Origin of the sequence: Vibrio sp. 1180_3 (assembly GCF_029478545.1) — a bacterium.
Classification (GTDB): domain Bacteria; phylum Pseudomonadota; class Gammaproteobacteria; order Enterobacterales; family Vibrionaceae; genus Vibrio; species Vibrio aestuarianus.
This window is the reverse complement of record NZ_SJFM01000009.1, coordinates 100,400-117,370: the sequence shown is the minus strand read 5'-3', so window position 1 is coordinate 117,370 and position 16,971 is coordinate 100,400. Positions and strand designations below refer to the sequence as shown.

At 43.0% G+C, this 16,971-nt stretch carries 16 protein-coding genes; 8 read left to right on the top strand and 8 right to left on the bottom strand.

Translation table 11 applies throughout. The features are described 5' to 3' along the window. Positions 1-68: 68 nt before the first annotated feature. The 6 genes from EYW48_RS08020 to pspA form a co-directional block, all read right to left on the bottom strand. Complete coding sequence (locus tag EYW48_RS08020; RefSeq protein ID WP_053309937.1) at positions 69-3,167, bottom strand: efflux RND transporter permease subunit; 3,099 nt, start codon at positions 3,165-3,167, stop codon at positions 69-71. Next, on the bottom strand, positions 3,160-4,245 hold the full coding sequence (locus EYW48_RS08015; protein WP_277432216.1) for an efflux RND transporter periplasmic adaptor subunit: 1,086 nt from the start codon (positions 4,243-4,245) through the stop codon (positions 3,160-3,162). The genes EYW48_RS08020 and EYW48_RS08015 overlap by 8 nt, the downstream gene beginning before the upstream one ends. Before the next feature lies 1 nt (position 4,246). After that, positions 4,247-5,281, bottom strand: a complete 1,035-nt coding sequence (locus tag EYW48_RS08010; RefSeq protein WP_277432215.1) for an efflux RND transporter periplasmic adaptor subunit — start codon at positions 5,279-5,281, stop codon at positions 4,247-4,249. A 144-nt stretch (positions 5,282-5,425) separates the two neighbouring features. Beyond that, positions 5,426-5,812 (bottom strand): envelope stress response membrane protein PspC, encoded by a 387-nt coding sequence (gene pspC / locus EYW48_RS08005; RefSeq protein WP_261917823.1) that lies wholly within the window; start codon positions 5,810-5,812, stop codon positions 5,426-5,428. Next, positions 5,805-6,038: an envelope stress response membrane protein PspB gene (gene pspB / locus EYW48_RS08000; protein ID WP_261917824.1), complete on the bottom strand. Its 234-nt coding sequence runs from the start codon at positions 6,036-6,038 to the stop codon at positions 5,805-5,807. The genes pspC and pspB overlap by 8 nt, the downstream gene beginning before the upstream one ends. 13 nt (positions 6,039-6,051) lie before the next feature. After that, the gene (gene pspA / locus EYW48_RS07995; RefSeq protein WP_274673941.1) at positions 6,052-6,720 is read right to left on the bottom strand and encodes a phage shock protein PspA; all 669 of its coding nucleotides are present in this window, start codon (positions 6,718-6,720) and stop codon (positions 6,052-6,054) included. Positions 6,721-6,926: 206 nt separating this feature from the next. Between pspA and pspF the strand changes: the two genes are divergently transcribed. From pspF to EYW48_RS07960, 7 genes are all read left to right on the top strand, one after another. Beyond that, a complete protein-coding gene (gene pspF / locus EYW48_RS07990) occupies positions 6,927-7,928 on the top strand; it encodes a phage shock protein operon transcriptional activator (protein WP_053309943.1) in 1,002 nt (333 codons plus the stop codon). Between the two features lie 96 nt (positions 7,929-8,024). After that, positions 8,025-9,644, top strand: coding sequence for an ABC transporter substrate-binding protein SapA (gene sapA / locus EYW48_RS07985; RefSeq protein ID WP_053310440.1), 1,620 nt, complete (start codon positions 8,025-8,027; stop codon positions 9,642-9,644). Next, positions 9,644-10,606 (top strand): ABC transporter permease subunit, encoded by a 963-nt coding sequence (locus EYW48_RS07980; protein ID WP_261917826.1) that lies wholly within the window; start codon positions 9,644-9,646, stop codon positions 10,604-10,606. Before sapA ends, EYW48_RS07980 begins: the two co-directional genes overlap by 1 nt. Then, positions 10,593-11,480, top strand: a complete 888-nt coding sequence (locus EYW48_RS07975; protein WP_053309945.1) for an ABC transporter permease subunit — start codon at positions 10,593-10,595, stop codon at positions 11,478-11,480. The genes EYW48_RS07980 and EYW48_RS07975 overlap by 14 nt, the downstream gene beginning before the upstream one ends. Beyond that, on the top strand, positions 11,480-12,475 hold the full coding sequence (locus tag EYW48_RS07970; protein WP_053309946.1) for an oligopeptide/dipeptide ABC transporter ATP-binding protein: 996 nt from the start codon (positions 11,480-11,482) through the stop codon (positions 12,473-12,475). Before EYW48_RS07975 ends, EYW48_RS07970 begins: the two co-directional genes overlap by 1 nt. Positions 12,476-12,477: 2 nt before the next feature. Next, positions 12,478-13,266 (top strand): ABC transporter ATP-binding protein, encoded by a 789-nt coding sequence (locus tag EYW48_RS07965; protein WP_053310441.1) that lies wholly within the window; start codon positions 12,478-12,480, stop codon positions 13,264-13,266. An 8-nt stretch (positions 13,267-13,274) separates the two neighbouring features. Continuing rightward, positions 13,275-14,057, top strand: coding sequence for a DUF2927 domain-containing protein (locus tag EYW48_RS07960; protein WP_053309947.1), 783 nt, complete (start codon positions 13,275-13,277; stop codon positions 14,055-14,057). Positions 14,058-14,126: 69 nt separating this feature from the next. Here EYW48_RS07960 and EYW48_RS07955 read toward each other — a convergent pair whose 3' ends face one another. Next, a complete protein-coding gene (locus tag EYW48_RS07955) occupies positions 14,127-14,519 on the bottom strand; it encodes a DUF2750 domain-containing protein (protein ID WP_053310442.1) in 393 nt (130 codons plus the stop codon). Positions 14,520-14,605: 86 nt separating this feature from the next. Next, positions 14,606-15,511: a manganese-dependent inorganic pyrophosphatase gene (locus EYW48_RS07950; protein WP_053309948.1), complete on the bottom strand. Its 906-nt coding sequence runs from the start codon at positions 15,509-15,511 to the stop codon at positions 14,606-14,608. Between the two features lie 227 nt (positions 15,512-15,738). On the opposite strand from EYW48_RS07950, the gene EYW48_RS07945 reads away from it, so the two are divergent. After that, positions 15,739-16,932 (top strand): putative manganese transporter, encoded by a 1,194-nt coding sequence (locus EYW48_RS07945; RefSeq protein WP_176245641.1) that lies wholly within the window; start codon positions 15,739-15,741, stop codon positions 16,930-16,932. The last annotated feature ends 39 nt before the right edge of the window (positions 16,933-16,971 follow it).

Here is a 16,971-nt window from a genome sequence, read left to right as displayed (position 1 = left end):
AAAGTTATGCTTTTCAAAAGTAGTGCCCCTGTTCATCAGAGGCACTGTGACTTGAAATAATCAACTAGCTATTTAGGTACTGCTACCTTATGAAATAGTCGGTATAACACAGGAACTACTATCAATGTCAGTACCGTAGCAAAACCCAAACCAAACATAATAGTTACCGCCATCGGCTTGAAGAATATATCTGGCAGTAGTGGCAGCATACCTAAAATCGTGGTAATTGCCGCCATACAAACCGGACGAACACGACTTAGTGAAGCATCAACAACCGCCAGGTAAGGATCTTTCCCCGAATGCATTTCAATCTCAATTTGATCCAATAAAACAATACCGTTTTTCAGCAACATGCCTGACAAGCTCAAGAAACCAAGCAATGCCATGAAGCCAAATGGTGTATTAAGAGCTAATAGTCCAGTGGTAACCCCTATCAACGCAAGTGGTACCGTTAACCAAACAATCAGTGGCTCTTTAACGGAGTTAAACAAGAACACCGTAATTAAGAACATAAACAAATAACCCAGTGGCATTGTTTTAAATAGTGATTCTTGAGCATCGTGTGAGGACTCATACTCTCCTCCCCATTCAAGTGAATACCCAGCTGGTAATTTGATCGCTTCAATTTGAGGCTGTAAACGCTTTTGTAATGTTGATGCCGTCTCTTCACCGAGAAGATCAGGGTCAGCCATTACGGTTAGCATACGCTTGCGGTTTTTACGTACGATGAGAGGATCTTCCCAACGCATTTCATAGCCTAACGTTACTTGCTGTAAAGGAATATAGTCGCCAATAACAGGGCTCCATAGTTTCATCCCTTCAATGTTACGAATATCAACCCGTTCATCATCTGGTAGGCGAGCTACAATCGGCATCAAGGTTGTACCATCTCGATACACGCCAATCGTTTTACCGGAGAATGACATAGCAAGAAACTCATCAACGTCGGACTTTGTCACGCCGTAACGTCTAGCTTGACTCTCATTGAATTGTGGTTCAATAACTTTGGTGCGCTCTCGCCAATCGTGACGAACATTATAAGCTCCCTTGTCAGCGTGCATAATATCCATCACTTGTGTGGCAATTGACCGCAATACGGTTGGGTCAGATCCAACAATTCGAGCTTCAATTTTTGCACCGCCACCAGGACCCAATTCAATTTGCTTTAACTTGTAGTTAATTTCTGGGAAATTTTGGTCAACGTATTGTCTAAAACGCTCCATTAACGGGGCAAGAGCTTCATAACTTGCAACACGTGTTGTAATTTCACCATAGGCGGCATAGCTCTTTTCTGGAGCATAAGTCAACATAAAGCGCTGTAAACCTTTACCCGCCGTTGTAGTGATATGTTCAACATCATCTTGCTCAGACAACCAACGTTCCAATACTTTTAATTTGGTATTAGTTGCTCGTATATCTGTACCTTCTGGCATCCAAACATCAACCAAAAACATCGGCGTCGTTGATGATGGAAAGAAAGCTTGCTTTACATGGGTGAAACCATAAACACTGGCGACAAGAGCAAGAACTAAGATACCCATCGTCATCCACGCTCGTTTCATACAAAATTCTAAGAAGTTTTTGTAGATAACGAAAACCATACCGTTGTATGGATCACTGTCTTCTGAACCTTCTGCAAATTTTTGGCCTTTAAAGAAGAGATCAGCAAAAAATGGCGTCAGCGAGATAGCGGTGAACCAACTGAGCATCAGTGAAATAAGTAGTACCGTAAACAAGGTGCCACAGTACTCACCCGTTGCATCTTCGGATAAACCTATCGGCGCAAAAGCCGTTACCGCAATCACCGTTGCCCCTAATAGCGGCCATTTGGTTTGAGTAACGATATCAGTAGCCGCTTGCATTCGGGTACGTCCTTTTTGCGTCCCTATTAATATGCCCTCGACTACCACAATCGCGTTATCCACTAACATCCCTAGCGCTATGACTAATGCTCCGAGAGAAATTCGTTGTAGATCAATTCTGAAATACTGCATGAAAATGAACGTGCCAAACACCGTCAGCAACAAAATCAAACCGATTAATAGGCCTGAGCGCAGCCCCATGAAAAACAGTAGAACAATAATCACAATAGCAACGGCTTGGCCTAAACTCACCACAAAACCGCTAACGGATTTATCTACTTCTTTGGGTTGACTATAAATTTCCGAAATATCGATGCCAACTGGCTGCTGGTATTTTAGTTCCGCAAGTCGACGGTCGAATCGCTTGCCAACTTCAACCACGTTGACACCTTGAGAAAATGAAACGCCAACATTCAAGGCTAATTGACCATTAAAATTGATGATGTTACTTGGAACTTCAACATAACCACGTTTCACTTCAGCCACATCGCGTAAGTAAATCAGCCCTTTTGTACCGCTTTCGGTAAGTATTAAGTCTCCTAATTTATCAACATCATTAAACTCACCCGTCGGTTGGATACGAATGTACTCCTCACCAATGCGAATAGCACCAGCATCAGAGACCGCATTCTGTGTCGAAAGCAGGTTGAACACCGTTTGTGGAGAAAGCCCTAGCGAACTGATGCGCTTCATCGATATTTCAATAAACACTTTTTCTTGCTGCTGACCAGACACAGAAACCTTACTGATACCATCAACCAGTTCCAGTTCACGTCGCAAGTAATCCACATAATCGAGCAATTCTTTGTAGCTATATCCGTCACCAGTAATGGCGAGCAAGATACCGTATACATCACCGAAATCATCAATCACTTGCGGGTCATTAACACCAGGAGGTAATTGACCTTTAAGATCATTCACTTTACGGCGCAACTCATCCCATATTTGTGGAAGATCATCAGGACCATAGTTATTTTTCATGGTGACCGTGATTTGTGACAATCCACGACTTGAAATCGAGTTAACTTCGTCAACATAAGTTAATTGTTGAATCGCTTTCTCTATCGGATACGTTACTTCTTCTTCCACTTGTTGCGGCGTTGCACCAGGATAAGCTGTCACCACCATGGCATCTTTGATAGTGAAAGCAGGGTCTTCTAAGCGCCCTAATCCAAAGAATGCAGATACACCGCCAATCAGGAATATAAGCGACAGCATCCAACTGATGACACGGTTTCTGATAAAGTATGCTGCGACACCTTTTACATCGTCATCACTTTGAGGCGTATGTTGTTGATTACTCATTACCTGCCTCCTGCTTAACCACTTCCACTACCGTTCCTTCACGCAGTCTAGATAGACCAGCCGTCACGACCGTATCTGAAGCACTAAGTCCATCAAGTACTTGTACACTCGCCATTGAAGCCTTCCCCAGCATCACATGCTTTTTACTCACAGTATTATCATCATTTAATATCCAAACGAATTTGTTATCTCGTTCTAAACCATCACCATCGGCATTAAATACCGCTTCAATTGGCACACTTACGCCTGCATTTAGCTGTAATCCAGCCTGACCACCTTGAGTGGTGACTTCCACTGCCATACCGTCCAAAATATATTCTTGATCAGGCATCGGTAAGGAAAGCGTCACAGAGAAGGTACCAGTAGCGGGGTTAGGTTCTGTCGTAAATTCCTTGACCATAGCAGTATAAGTATTCCCGCTAGGGACTCGTACAAGCGCCTCCATTCTTTCTAGTCCAACGGATTTAGGTTGGCTGATATAAAGACGATCAGGCAACTGAATTAACACTTCAACGGAATCAATGCTGTGAATATTGACTATCTGTTGCCCTACTTGCACATTCTCAAATTGATCCGCATTGACTCGCGAAATAATACCGTCAACGGGAGCCTTAAGCTGGGTGAAAGACAAGCGTAACTTTGCAAGGTCTAACTCGGCTTTAGCAATTTGGCGTTGAGCGGCGATTTCGTCAAACTGTGACTTAGCAAGCAAGCCTTTTTCGACCAAAGGACTTGAACGTGTATATTGACTATCAATAACCGTAAAGCGTGCCTTAGCGTTATCAACATCCAATTGGTAATCGGTTGGATCTAATGTAGCAAGCACATCTCCTTGCTTAACTCTATCCCCTTCTTTTATCGTCAGTTGGTTTATTTCTCCCGCCACACGAAAGCTCAGATGAGAGCGATCGGCAGCATTAGCAACCGCAGGGAAATACAGGCTATCACTGAGTTTTTCACTACCCAACTCAACAACTTTCACCCGTGTCACCATGTCTCGCTCTGAGGTATCTGCCTTTTCACATCCAGTGACTAACACTGAAGATGAAAGCACACACAACATTATCCATTGCTTCATCTTACAGTCCTCGCTCTTTAATCCATTCACGCACTTTAATGCCTTGCGAAATACCACTGACGCCAGAAATAACAATTCGGTCACCATCATTTAGGCCTGAGAGCACTTGGTTTTCAGCGTTCAATTCAACCAACGCTTTTTCAACGACACCTTCTTCGGTGACTCGCCAAACGCATTGTTGTCCATTCTCATCAAAAAGTGCTGAAGTTGGAATACGTGTTGCACTGGCTTTCGCTGCAACTATTCGAACAGTACCGACCATCCCGGGCAATATGCCTATGTCTGTCGGACGTTCCATCACCATCGTGACTTTATAAGAACCTGTTTTTGAATCAGCCTCAGTATCCACTTCTTGAAACTGCAATTGGAATTCTCGTTCAGGGAAAGAATCAAACCTCACTGTTGCTACGGAATCGGCCCCATTAGCAAAACGGTTTAGCAAGTGGTCTGGTAGTTGGAAAATCACTTTTAAGATTTGATTGGTTTGAATGTTCATTACACCTTGCTTAGCCGCAAGGAATTCATGATTTTCAGCAGGGATAAGCGAGATAGTGCCAGCATAAGGCGCAACTAACTGGGTATAACGCAAGTTGGCTTTAGCCTGCTCCCACATCGCTTTTGCCGAATTATGGTTTGCCTGCGCTTGGTCAAAATCTTGCTCTGAAACAACTTTATCTTTTCTAAGTTTTTTATATCGCTCGTACTGCACATCCGCTAACTTAAAATTAGCTTGAGCTTGTTGCTCTAACAGTGAATATTCATCTGGGTTTAACTTGGCAAGGACATCACCTTGCGCTACTTGTTGACCGGCGGTCACATCAATTGATTCAAGTAATCCAGGAACGCGAAATGCTAAAACAGCCTTATCTCCGGCTTCTGTTGTAGCTGGAAAAGTTCTTTCAAATTGGGTATTGCCAACAGAGACAGAGAAGAATTTGGCTGGGCGTGAATCTGGCTCAGGCACGGGGGGTAATTCCTTACCACACCCTGACAGTATTGCCAGAGTCGCCAGCAATAAAACAGGAGGTTTGTACATGCTATATCATCCATTTTTACAGTTTATCTAAAAATAGATGAATCCTATCGAGATAGCGAGAAAGATTCCGTTAATTTCTATAAAAATTAACCATTTGAGAACTAAAATAGGTCTAGTTCTCAAACGGGAAGTTAACACCGTAATCTAAAGCTTACTAAACTCTCGGTTTACTTTGAATGCTTCAGAGGTAACGTACGCCTCCATTTGGCGAACTGTCCCCTCTACTTGACGTAAGTCTTGATCTAACGTGTCCAATAATGCTTCTGCGGTTTGTCCTTGTTCCCAAGGCTTGTTCTTTAATTTGTGTTCACGTTGACTTTTGAGTGTTTCTAAATATTGAACGGGCTGTTTCTCTAGCATTAACGTTAATGCTAGGTAAGCTAATGCCACTAAGAAAAAACCACCCAATAGCGAAGCAGAAATCACCAAAATACGAACCAGCCAAACTTCAAGCCCGAGGTAGTTTGCAAGCCCTGCGCAAACACCAGTAATTTTTCCATTCACGGTATCACGGTACAGTTCTCTAGCCATTATTTCGTCTCCAATTCGGGGACTCAGCGTCCAGTATACGCTCTAAGGTTTCAACACGACTCTGTAAGCCTTCTGCTTTTTGCGACAGCACTTTCAAGCGTTCAAAATCTTCCTGAGAAAGTGCATTACCTGAATTTTTCTTACTGCGATAATGAAGAAATAACCACAATGGCGCGACAAAGATGAGGAAAACAATCAATGGCCCTGCGATGAAAAATGATGACATATGTCACTCCTCGTTATTTATTTTGATCCATTTGCTGTTTAAGTTTTGCTAGCTCGTGTTCAATTTCGTCTTGTGCTTGCAGTTCAGCAAATTCTTGATCCAAAGTCTTTGCATTACCCGATTTTGCGTATAAATCCGCTTCCGCTTCCAGTTCATCCACTTTGCGTGAATATTGTTCAAACTTCGCCATCGCTTCGTCAGTGCGGCTAGTATGTAGATGACGTTGAACATCACGACGGTTATGAGCGGTTTGGCTACGAATGGCCAATGCTTGTTGCTTGGCTCTGGTTTCGGAGATTTTCGTTTCTAATTTACCGATTTCACCGGTTAGTTTGTCAATCGTTTCTTCCACCAGCGTCTGTTCAGTATGCAAGCCTTTGATTATTTCTTGCAATTTTTTCTTTTCAATCAACGCCGCTCGCGCTAATTCTTCACGCTGCTTACTAAGCGCTAGCGTCGCTTTTTGTTGCCAATCTACTATTTGCGCATCCATCGCATCAACTTTACGCGCCAATTCTTTTTTATCCGCAATGGCTTTGGCTGAATTGGTTCGCACTTCCACCAATGTATCTTCCATTTCTTGAATGATAAGGCGGATCATTTTTTCTGGATCTTCCGCTTTATCTAATAATGCGCTGATGTTTGAATTTACGATATCTGCAAAACGAGAAAAAATACCCATGATGAATCTCCTTACTGGTAATACACTTTGAACACATCAAAGCTTTATGATGTAAATGTATAAACAACATTCATGCCAGCATTTAATTCATTATTAATCAAATGGTTAAGTAATTTATTAATGATAATCACATTGTGCTATGATAAAAAAAACCAACTATTGGTAAATTTAACCTGACCATTTTCAAATGTTTGGAGAGATAAAGTATGCAACAAAACTTAATTGGAGAATCCCCAAGCTTTCTCTCGGTATTGGATAAGGTCTCAAAGCTGGCTCGTATTGATCGACCCGTTTTAATCGTTGGTGAACGCGGTACAGGTAAAGAGTTGATCGCTCAACGGCTGCACTATTTGTCTAAGCGCTGGGACCAACCACTTATTTCACTCAACTGCTCAACACTCAGTGAAGGGTTAATCGACTCCGAATTGTTTGGTCATGAATCAGGCGCTTTCACTGGCTCAAAAGGACGCCACCAAGGGCGCTTTGAACGCGCAGAAGGAGGAACTTTGTTTCTCGATGAACTCGCCACAGCCCCATTTTCAGTGCAAGAAAAATTGCTCAGAGTAATTGAATATGGGCAATACGAACGCGTCGGGGGTAGTCACTTATTGAATGCCAATGTACGCGTCGTTTGTGCCACTAACGCTGATCTTCCTCAATTAGCGAAACAAGGTAAGTTTCGTGCAGATTTACTCGACAGGTTAGCGTTCGATGTGATCCAACTGCCACCACTGAGGGAAAGAAAAGAAGACATCACTCTACTCGCCGAGTACTACGCCATAAAAATGTGCCGAGAACTCAATCTAAGTTTATTCGTTGGGTTTGGCTTTGATGCAATACAGCAACTTCAGCACTATGCTTGGCCCGGTAACGTGCGAGAACTAAAAAACGTTGTAGAACGCGCTGTCTATCAACACGGTGATACTGAACAACCTATTGATAACTTGATATTTGACCCATTCACCAGTCAATGGCATCTACAAGATGATGGCAATAATAACGCAATCAACCATACTAGTGATAGCCACTTTGATTTTCCTATGGATTACAAAAAATGGCAGGAAGAGCAGGACAAAATACTGCTGACCCAAGCTCTCGAAAAGAGCAAATTTAACCAAAGACAAGCGGCAGAATTGTTGGGGTTGAGCTACCACCAATTACGAGGCATGGTAAGAAAATACCAACTCGTAGGAATGAATAGTGATTAACCCTGTGTTTAGTACAACAAAAAATGGTAGATTATCAGGATTTTGAGGCATAATGATTAGCTTTGTTTGCCTTACTTCTCACAGTTATTTTTCATTATGAAAACATTATTACGATTCACGCTAGCAATATGCAGCTTTAGCCTACTCGCAGGCTGTGGCGATCAAATTGACCATAGTAAAATTCGCCAAAGCGGATTCGTATATTGTGGTCACGGCAGCCCTACAACGTTTAACCCTCAGCTAGTTGATAATGGCATCACATCAGAAGCGCTGAGCCCACAACTGTATGACACTCTATTGCAGCTAGACGCTGATACCTTGCAACCGCTACCCAATTTAGCAACCAGTTGGAGCGTGAATAAAGCCGGCACTGAATATACATTTAATCTTAGATCTGGTGTTTACTTTCAAACCACCGCTTGGTTTAGCCCTACGCGTGAGCTGAACGCCGATGACGTGACATTCAGCTTTCGTCGCATCATCGATTCAACCAATCCCTTCCATTACGTAAATGGTGGCACTTATCCATGGTTTGCTGGTATTGATTTCAAAAATCTGTTGATTGATGTTCAAGCCATTGACGATCTAACGGTCAAATTTATCCTTAGTCGCCCTGACAACTCATTTTTATCCAACATATCAACAAGCCATGCGGTCATTCTATCTTACGAATATGCAAACCAATTGATTATTGATGATGAAAAAGCCTTGATAGATAGCTTGCCTGTCGGCACGGGGCCGTTTTATCTTGATGAATTTAAAGTCAATGATCTCATTCGTCTACGTCGCAATGGTCGTTACTGGAATGGCCCTGCAAAAATGGAACAGGTGGTATTTGATATTTCAAATAGAGGTACTGGTACATTGGCAAAATTACTGCGACACGAATGTGATGTGCTAAGTTCTCCAATCTCAAGTCAGATACCTATTGTTGAGCAACAACCTGAGCTCACACTTCAAGCGAAGCCAGCAATGAATGTTGCATTTATTGCGGTTAATACCTCACACCCTGCACTGCATAATGCCAGTGTGCGTAAAGCGCTGAATTTCGCTATCAACCGCCAAAATATCTTAGACTCGGTCTACTACGGCACTGGCAGTATTGCTTATAATCTTCTGCCGCCATCATCTTGGGCCTATCAAAAAGATAGTATTCAAATTCGTTATGACCGCAACTATGCTATCGCGTTGCTTAAAGAAGCAGGATATTACGGCAACTTGGAGCTCACCATGTCTGTACCAACGGAGCCAAGAGCGTACAATCCAAGCCCACGCAAAACAGCAGAGTTAATTCAAGCAAACTTCGCCGACATAGGAATAAAACTAAACTTGCTGACTGAAGACCGCCTAAATCGGTCTGATATGGTACAAAACGAAAATGTTGACCTATTTTTGACGGGCTGGATTGGCGATACCGGAGATCCTGATAACTTTTTAAGACCACTGCTCTCTTGTAACTCAAACCGTGCAGGTCTTAATGTCGCCATGTGGTGCAATAACGATTTTGATTTCCTATTAGATTTAGCCTTAGAAGTCGATAAAACACGCTACCGACTGAATTTATACAAACAGGCACAGAATATTTTGAACGAAGAATTCCCCGTGATCCCTCTGGCACACGGAATGCAATTCAAAGCCTATAACAGTAACTTAACTGGCTTTAAGTTGAGTCCATTCAATGTTCAACCATTCAACCGTGTTGAGAGGGTGAAATAGTGTTTTTATATACCGTTCGTAGGCTCAATTTATTTATCATCACGTTGCTGATTTTAACACTGGTCGGGTTTCATCTACTACGATTAGACCCTACATCACCGTGGGCAATACAAGGTTTTTGGTCCGGCTGGTCGACTTACTTAAGTGAGCTTATGCAGCTAAATTTTGGGGTCAACCACAATGGTGTTGCCATTGTCGATGAGCTGGCCGTCGTCTTTCCTGCTACATTAGAACTGTGTTTAATCGCATTCACACTGTCGCTATTAATTGGTATTCCACTCGGTACATTGGCCGGCATGAAACAGGGCAAATGGATCGATACCGTCATTTCATTTACGTCCATGTCAGGGTATTCCGCGCCGCTTTTTTGGGTTGCCCTACTGATGATTATGGTGTTCTCACTACACTATGAAATGTTCCCCGTTGCTGGACGATATGATCTTCTCTACCAAGTCGAACATGTCACCGGTTTTGCTTTGATTGATGCTTTTTTTGCTGAAGGAGTTTACCGCGCCCATGCATTGCAAAGCGTTATTGAACATATGGCTTTACCTTGCTTCGTTCTCGCTTTAGCTCCCACGACGCAAGTCGTGCGTTTAATGAGAGCCTCCGTTGCGGATGTGATGTCGCAAAATTATATTCGTGCAGCAAGGATTAAAGGTCTAAGCAATCATGAAATTGTTACCCAACATGTGCTTAGAAATGCGATCCCTCCGATTATTCCTAAATTTGGCGTGCAATTATCGGGCATGCTTACTCTGGCTATTATTACCGAGTCTATTTTCAACTGGCCTGGAATTGGGCGTTGGCTGCTAGATGCCCTATCAAATCAAGATTACGCATCGATTCAAGCCGGCGTGATTGTGGTAGGCGTATTAGTACTGGCTGCTAACACCCTATCTGATTTGATTGGCGCCATGATCAACCCGCTAGTAAGGAAGGAATGGTATGCTAACAAATAACGTATATCAGGAAGAGCATATCCCAACGCAGTTTGAGCGTTTTTGGCGCAGCTATCGTGCCAACAGTTTGGCGATGTTTGGGCTATGGTGCTTAGTACTTATTGTTTTAATTACGGTAACGTCACCTTGGATAACGCCTCATGATCCGCAACTCCAAAGCGGAGAGTTACTCATTCCTCCTTCGTGGGATCCAGCCGGAACTGTTGAATATTTCCTTGGTACTGATGATTTAGGGCGAGATATTATCTCTCGCTTAATTGATGGCTCTCAGTTCACCTTTGGTGCTGCCGTTATCATTACATTAATTGCTGCATTGATAGGCTGCTTTATCGGTATCATGGCAGGTATGACCAAGGGGCTTCTATCAAGTACATTGAATCACTTACTTGATACGGTGATGTCTATCCCCTCTCTGCTTTTAGCCATTATCTTCGTTGCTTTACTCGGATTTGGTGAGTTCAATATATTACTCGCCATTGGTTTAGCTCTCATTCCACGTTTTATACGCTCAGTCTATATTGCGGTCCATAACGAAGTTGAGAAAGATTATATCCTCGCCGCACGATTAGATGGTGCCAATGATTTTTATTTATTGTGGAACTCCATTTTACCCAACGTGCTTGCTGTCATTGCAAGCGAAATGACACTTGCTCTGTCGGTTGCTATTTTAGATATTTCAGCGCTTGGGTTTCTTGGGCTTGGCGCGCAGGCACCAAGTACTGAATGGGGAGCAATATTGGGTGATTCCGTAGAGCTGATTTACTTAGCACCTTGGACCGTTACCCTACCCGGGCTGGCCATTATGTTTACGGTTATCACCATTAACCTAGTCGGTGAAGGCGTACGCCAAGCTTTAAATGCAGGGGTTGAATAATGCCGTTATTAGATATTCGCCACCTCACCATTGAAATCGATACACCGCAAGGCTTAGTTAAAGCGGTTGACCGCATGAGTTTGACCATGAATGAAGGTGAAATTCGCGGCCTAGTGGGTGAGTCAGGTTCAGGAAAAAGTCTCGTAGCAAAAGCTATTGTTGGTATCTGCAAAGATAACTGGACGGTCACCGCAGACCGAATGCGTCTGGGCAATATTGATTTGTTGCAACTGACTGCACGAGAACGCAGACGCGTCATTGCCCGCGATATTGCTATGATCTTTCAAGAACCATCAACCTGTTTGGACCCATCAGAAGAAGTCGGCAAGCAGTTGATAGAGTCCATTCCATCTCGTACCTTTGAAGGCAAGTGGTGGCAACGTTTCAAATGGCGTAAAAAACAAGCCAAGGCTTTACTACATAAGGTCGGCATTAAAGATCATACTCGCGTCATGAACAGCTACCCTTATGAACTGACCGATGGGGAATGCCAAAAAGTCATGATTGCAATGGCGATTGCAACCAAACCAAAATTGTTGATCGCCGATGAACCGACCAACGATTTAGACCCGATCACTCAATCGCAAATTTTGCGTTTGTTGAGCCGCATGAATCAAGTCAATAACACCACTATTTTGCTAATTGGCCACGACTTAACGACCATCACACAATGGGCGACCCGCATTACGGTCATGTATTGCGGGCAATCTGTTGAATCAGCCGATACCCCAAAAATTTTGAGTGAGCCCAAGCACCCCTATACTGTCGCATTGCTTAAAGCGATGCCTGACTTTAGTGACTGGATTCCCCATAAAGAAAAACTACAGTCTTTGCCCGGTTCTATTCCACCACTACAACATTTACCAATTGGTTGTCGCTTGGGGCCTCGTTGCCCATATGCTCAACGTCAATGCGTTGAAATACCTTATCCGCAACGGATAAAAAACCATAAGTTTTCTTGTCACTTTCCGTTAAATATGGAGCAATCATCATGAGCATGACCACTTCACTGCTAGAAGTTAACGGATTATCCAAAGATTTCGTCACTCGATCTGGACTGTTTCGCAAGAAAATACAGCACGCGGTGAAACCGGTCAGCTTTACCCTCGATGCAGGACAAACGATCGGCTTTATTGGTCAAAATGGTTCAGGTAAATCGACGCTAGCACGGATGATCTCCGGTATGGTTGAACCTACTTCTGGAGAAATCCGAGTAAATGGTGAGCTTCTTGAGCACAAAGATTACTCAACGCGTTGTAAACTCATTCGCATGATTTTCCAAGACCCGAATACATCATTAAACCCGCGTATTCAGATCGGACGCATTCTTGAAGGGCCACTCAAACGAAATACTAATATGCCCGTCGAGGCTCGCATGAAGCGCGTAAAAGAGACGCTTTTACGGGTTGGTTTATTGCCAGAACATGCTTATTTCTATCCGCAGATGTTAGCGACAGGACAAAAGCAACGTGTCTGCTTAGCTCGCGCCCTTATTCTGCAACCGTCGATCATCGTCGCGGATGAAGCACTCAATGGCTTAGATATGGCAATGCGTTCACAGATCATCAATCTGTTTCTAGAGCTACAAGAAGAAATGGGCGTTTCATTTGTCTATGTTTCTCAACACATTGGTATTGTGAAGCACATTACCGACAAAATTATGGTGATGCATGAGGGCGAAGTCGTCGAATCTGGCGATACTCAAACGGTATTAGCCAATCCAGAACACCCGATCACTCAGCGTATGATTGAAAGCCATTTCAATAAAGCGCCTTACTTCAAATAGGAAAAACTTTGCTAGGGAAAGTGAGATTAGCGGCCTGTTTATTGCTCGTTTTTAGCGCTTCCGCTTGGGCCTATAGCGAAACATGGAAGGACAAAAGCTTTATCAGTAAGGCGTTCGTCCAAGTTGCATTGCGTAACGAATATAACGCAGGCAAATACCCCTTAGTCAAATGGGCACAACCGGTAAAAATATGGGTACAGCATGATGTGCCCGATAAAGCCTTGCACGACGAGCTAGTTGACTTACATATTCAACACTTGGCATTGGTGACACATCACCCTATTTATCGAGTCTCTAACCGTGATGAAGCCAACGTAACGTGGATTTTTACCAAAGAAGCCAAATGGGAAAATGAAGTAGCAACACATATTGGCAAAAGCAGCTTGGGGGTTTTAAATAATTCAATCTGTATCGCCAACTACACAACCGATATTGACACTCATGAGATCATAAAAGCGGTAATCATTATTCCTGTCGATAAAGCCCATGAGCGCGGTAAACTGCTCGCTTGTATTGTTGAAGAAATAACGCAAGTACTTGGCCTACCTAATGATTCACAACAAGCCTACCCTTCAATATTTAATGATGAAACACCGGAAGAACTATTGTCTCCACTTGACGTTATCTTATTGAGTATGCTTTATGACAAACGACTAAAAACGGGGATGCAAGAAAAGGAAGTTAAAAGCGTTATTCAGTCGATACTTAAAGAGTATGAACAACAGGGTGTACTGAATAATGCTGTCACCCTGTCAAAATCCGCACCTCTTTATCAGCTCATAGGCTATTGAGCCACCGATAAAAATCAACCACCAAACTCATCGACTGCTAATAAATTGAGCGCTCTGATAGGTTGTGGATTAACGCTGCTTTGCTTGCTGCTTCTTCAATTCAAAATCGAACTCATCAGGAAACAGTACCACGCCTTCTTCACGTTCGTTAGGAAATACAACCACAGAAAGTTCATCATCTTCTAGGCCTGTGGTCCAGCGACTGTGCCACTTATTGAGAGAGATTGATTCAGGTTGGCATGCTTCCCATTCACCGGTAGCCCACGCTGCTGCGAACTCTTGATTTGGCCATACTGGCACACAATCATCATCTTCCGTGTTCAGCATCACACAACCGTGTTCGTCTTTTAGAATCCAAACTTCACGATTCACTACTATTTCTTTAACACAATATTTAAAGCGATCTTCTTCATTGTAGCGATTGATGGTTTCGATCTGTTCTGCGCTAAGTGCTTTCGCCATAATCATTCTCCGGTTGTCTCATAGAAAACGCCCACAGTGTAACACTGCGGGCGTTTTATTTATCGTAAATTTAAGGGATGAGCTTACTATACTAATTCAGCTTGAAGCCAAGGCCAGCCTTGCTTCTTACGGCTTAGCGTATTTTCCATCATCAACATGCCATCTTTCTGGTGCTTGGCTAGTTTCTCAGCCCACTCACCAGTGTAAAGCAAACGGGTTTGCGCAGTAGTGATGTCGGTTAGCATCACAGCGGCAAAAGCAAGATTGTCTTCTTCACAGCGACGAACAAGATCCGCTTCAATTGCTTCAATCATGCCATCAACCTGCTCAAGCGTTGCTAGTTCCACTTGGCCTACCACAACATCACGGCCGTTAAATGGATAGCCTTTTAGATCTTTTTCTACCAATTCAGCAGCAGACAAGCCTTCAATATCTGTTTTCGCAATAAGAAGATCTTTAATGAATGCGTCAACGTCTTGTACATCAGCAATTTCAGCCAGTTCTGCAACTGCATCTTTGTCTTTTTGCGTACACGTTGGTGAAGCAAAACCGACCGTGTCAGACAAAATTGCAGACATCATTAGTTTAGCAACCTGTTGAGAAATCGTGTGACCTTCAATCTTGAACATGTTGAACAGAACAGTGTTAGTACAACCAACAGGCCAGATCCAAGCTTCCATTGGGTTTACTGTCATCACGTCACCTAGACGGTGGTGATCAACAATACCTAAGATTTCAGCTTCAGCGACATCGTCAGGTGCTTGTGCTAGATCTGAGTAATCTACTAACCAAATTTTTTCACCAGCAACAGAAGTGCGTAATTCTGGAGACTCTGCGCCAGCGACTTCTAGGATGTGCTGAGTTTCGCGATTGATTTCACCTTGACGGATCGGCATAGCCTCTTGACCACGAGCTTTTAGCAGCTCAGTTGCCACAAGTGCACTACAAATACTATCGCTATCTGGGTTCTTATGACCGACAACTAGAATCATCTTTCTTCCTATTTATTGCTATTTGATTTGATGGCCTATCTATGTTGATAGGCGAAATTGCTCATAAAGGCCGTTACTTTACCTTATTTTCAGAATTTGTCATGAGTTGCTACTAAGAAATTCTTTTCAAAAATTAACAACTCTCAATTGCGAATAATTCTCAATAGCATATAATGATAACGATTCTCATTTCACCAACATGAGCAATGAATTTTATAAGGTGTGCTATGAACTCAATCAAATGGTCTAACTCAGCTTTTGCTCCCTCACAATTTAACTGTGGTTACCAACGGTTAGCTCTGCCATTGTTATTGATCATATTGCTGTTTAATGAGCATACTCGCTCGCTCTCATTAGGCGCTCTTTCTGATGCATTCTGGGCCGTATCAACTTATGTCGCGTTGACCTTGACCTGCTATCACTACTTATCTCGTTATATGAGCTCTGCTCACTGGCTGGTTTTGGCGTACCAACAATCAAGGCACATCCAAGTTATTATTGCTTCTTTACTGGGTGCGCTGCCCGGATGTGGTGGAGCCATTGTCGTTACAACGCAATTTGTTAGCGGACGCGTTGGTTTTGGGGCATTGGTTGCGGTATTAACCTCTACCATGGGGGACGCAGCATTTTTACTATTGGCAAGTAAACCACTCACCGGATTGGGCGTTATTAGTATCGGAATTATTACTGGTTGTCTGACTGGATTTGTGATCAATTATTTTCATGATGACGCCTTCTTACGCCCACAGAAAAGTCCGCTTCAGCTATCACCACCAACAAACTCTCCATCACAGCATGTACAATCAACAGCGCTGAATTTGCAAGGGCTGTTTTGGAAACTATTGTTGATCCCCACTTCTTTTGTTGCGATCGCTGGATCGTTCCAAATTGATCTTAATGTATTTTTCAATTTAAAGGCTCAAACCATGCAATGGATAGGAGCAATACTTGCCATTATTAGCATGCTACTTTGGTCTCTCACCACAGAACTCGACAGTTATCAATCCACCGTCTCTGAAGATAAAAAAGCGCAAAGTGCCCACCCTATTCAAAAAGCTGCACAAGATACTCACTTTGTCAGTGCGTGGGTCATCATTGCTTTTCTATCATTTGAATTGATTCGTCATTTTTCTGGCTGGGAGCCGATTAAAGATTTAGCTGAATGGGCTGAATGGATGCCTTTACTAGGCGTCGTTGTGGGTTTATTACCAGGTTGTGGGCCTCAAATATTAATCACTAGCTTATACCTTTCTGGTGTAGTGCCATTCTCAACCCAAATTTCAAATGCGATCTCTAACGATGGTGACGCGCTTTTTCCAGCCATTGCATTAGCACCCAAAGCAGCGATACTCGCCACAGTGTACACCTCAATACCAGCTTTAATCGTAGGATATGGATGCTACTGGTGGTTTGAAATGTAATACCAAACACAGATTGCCGTTTGGTTACATTTCTATTAA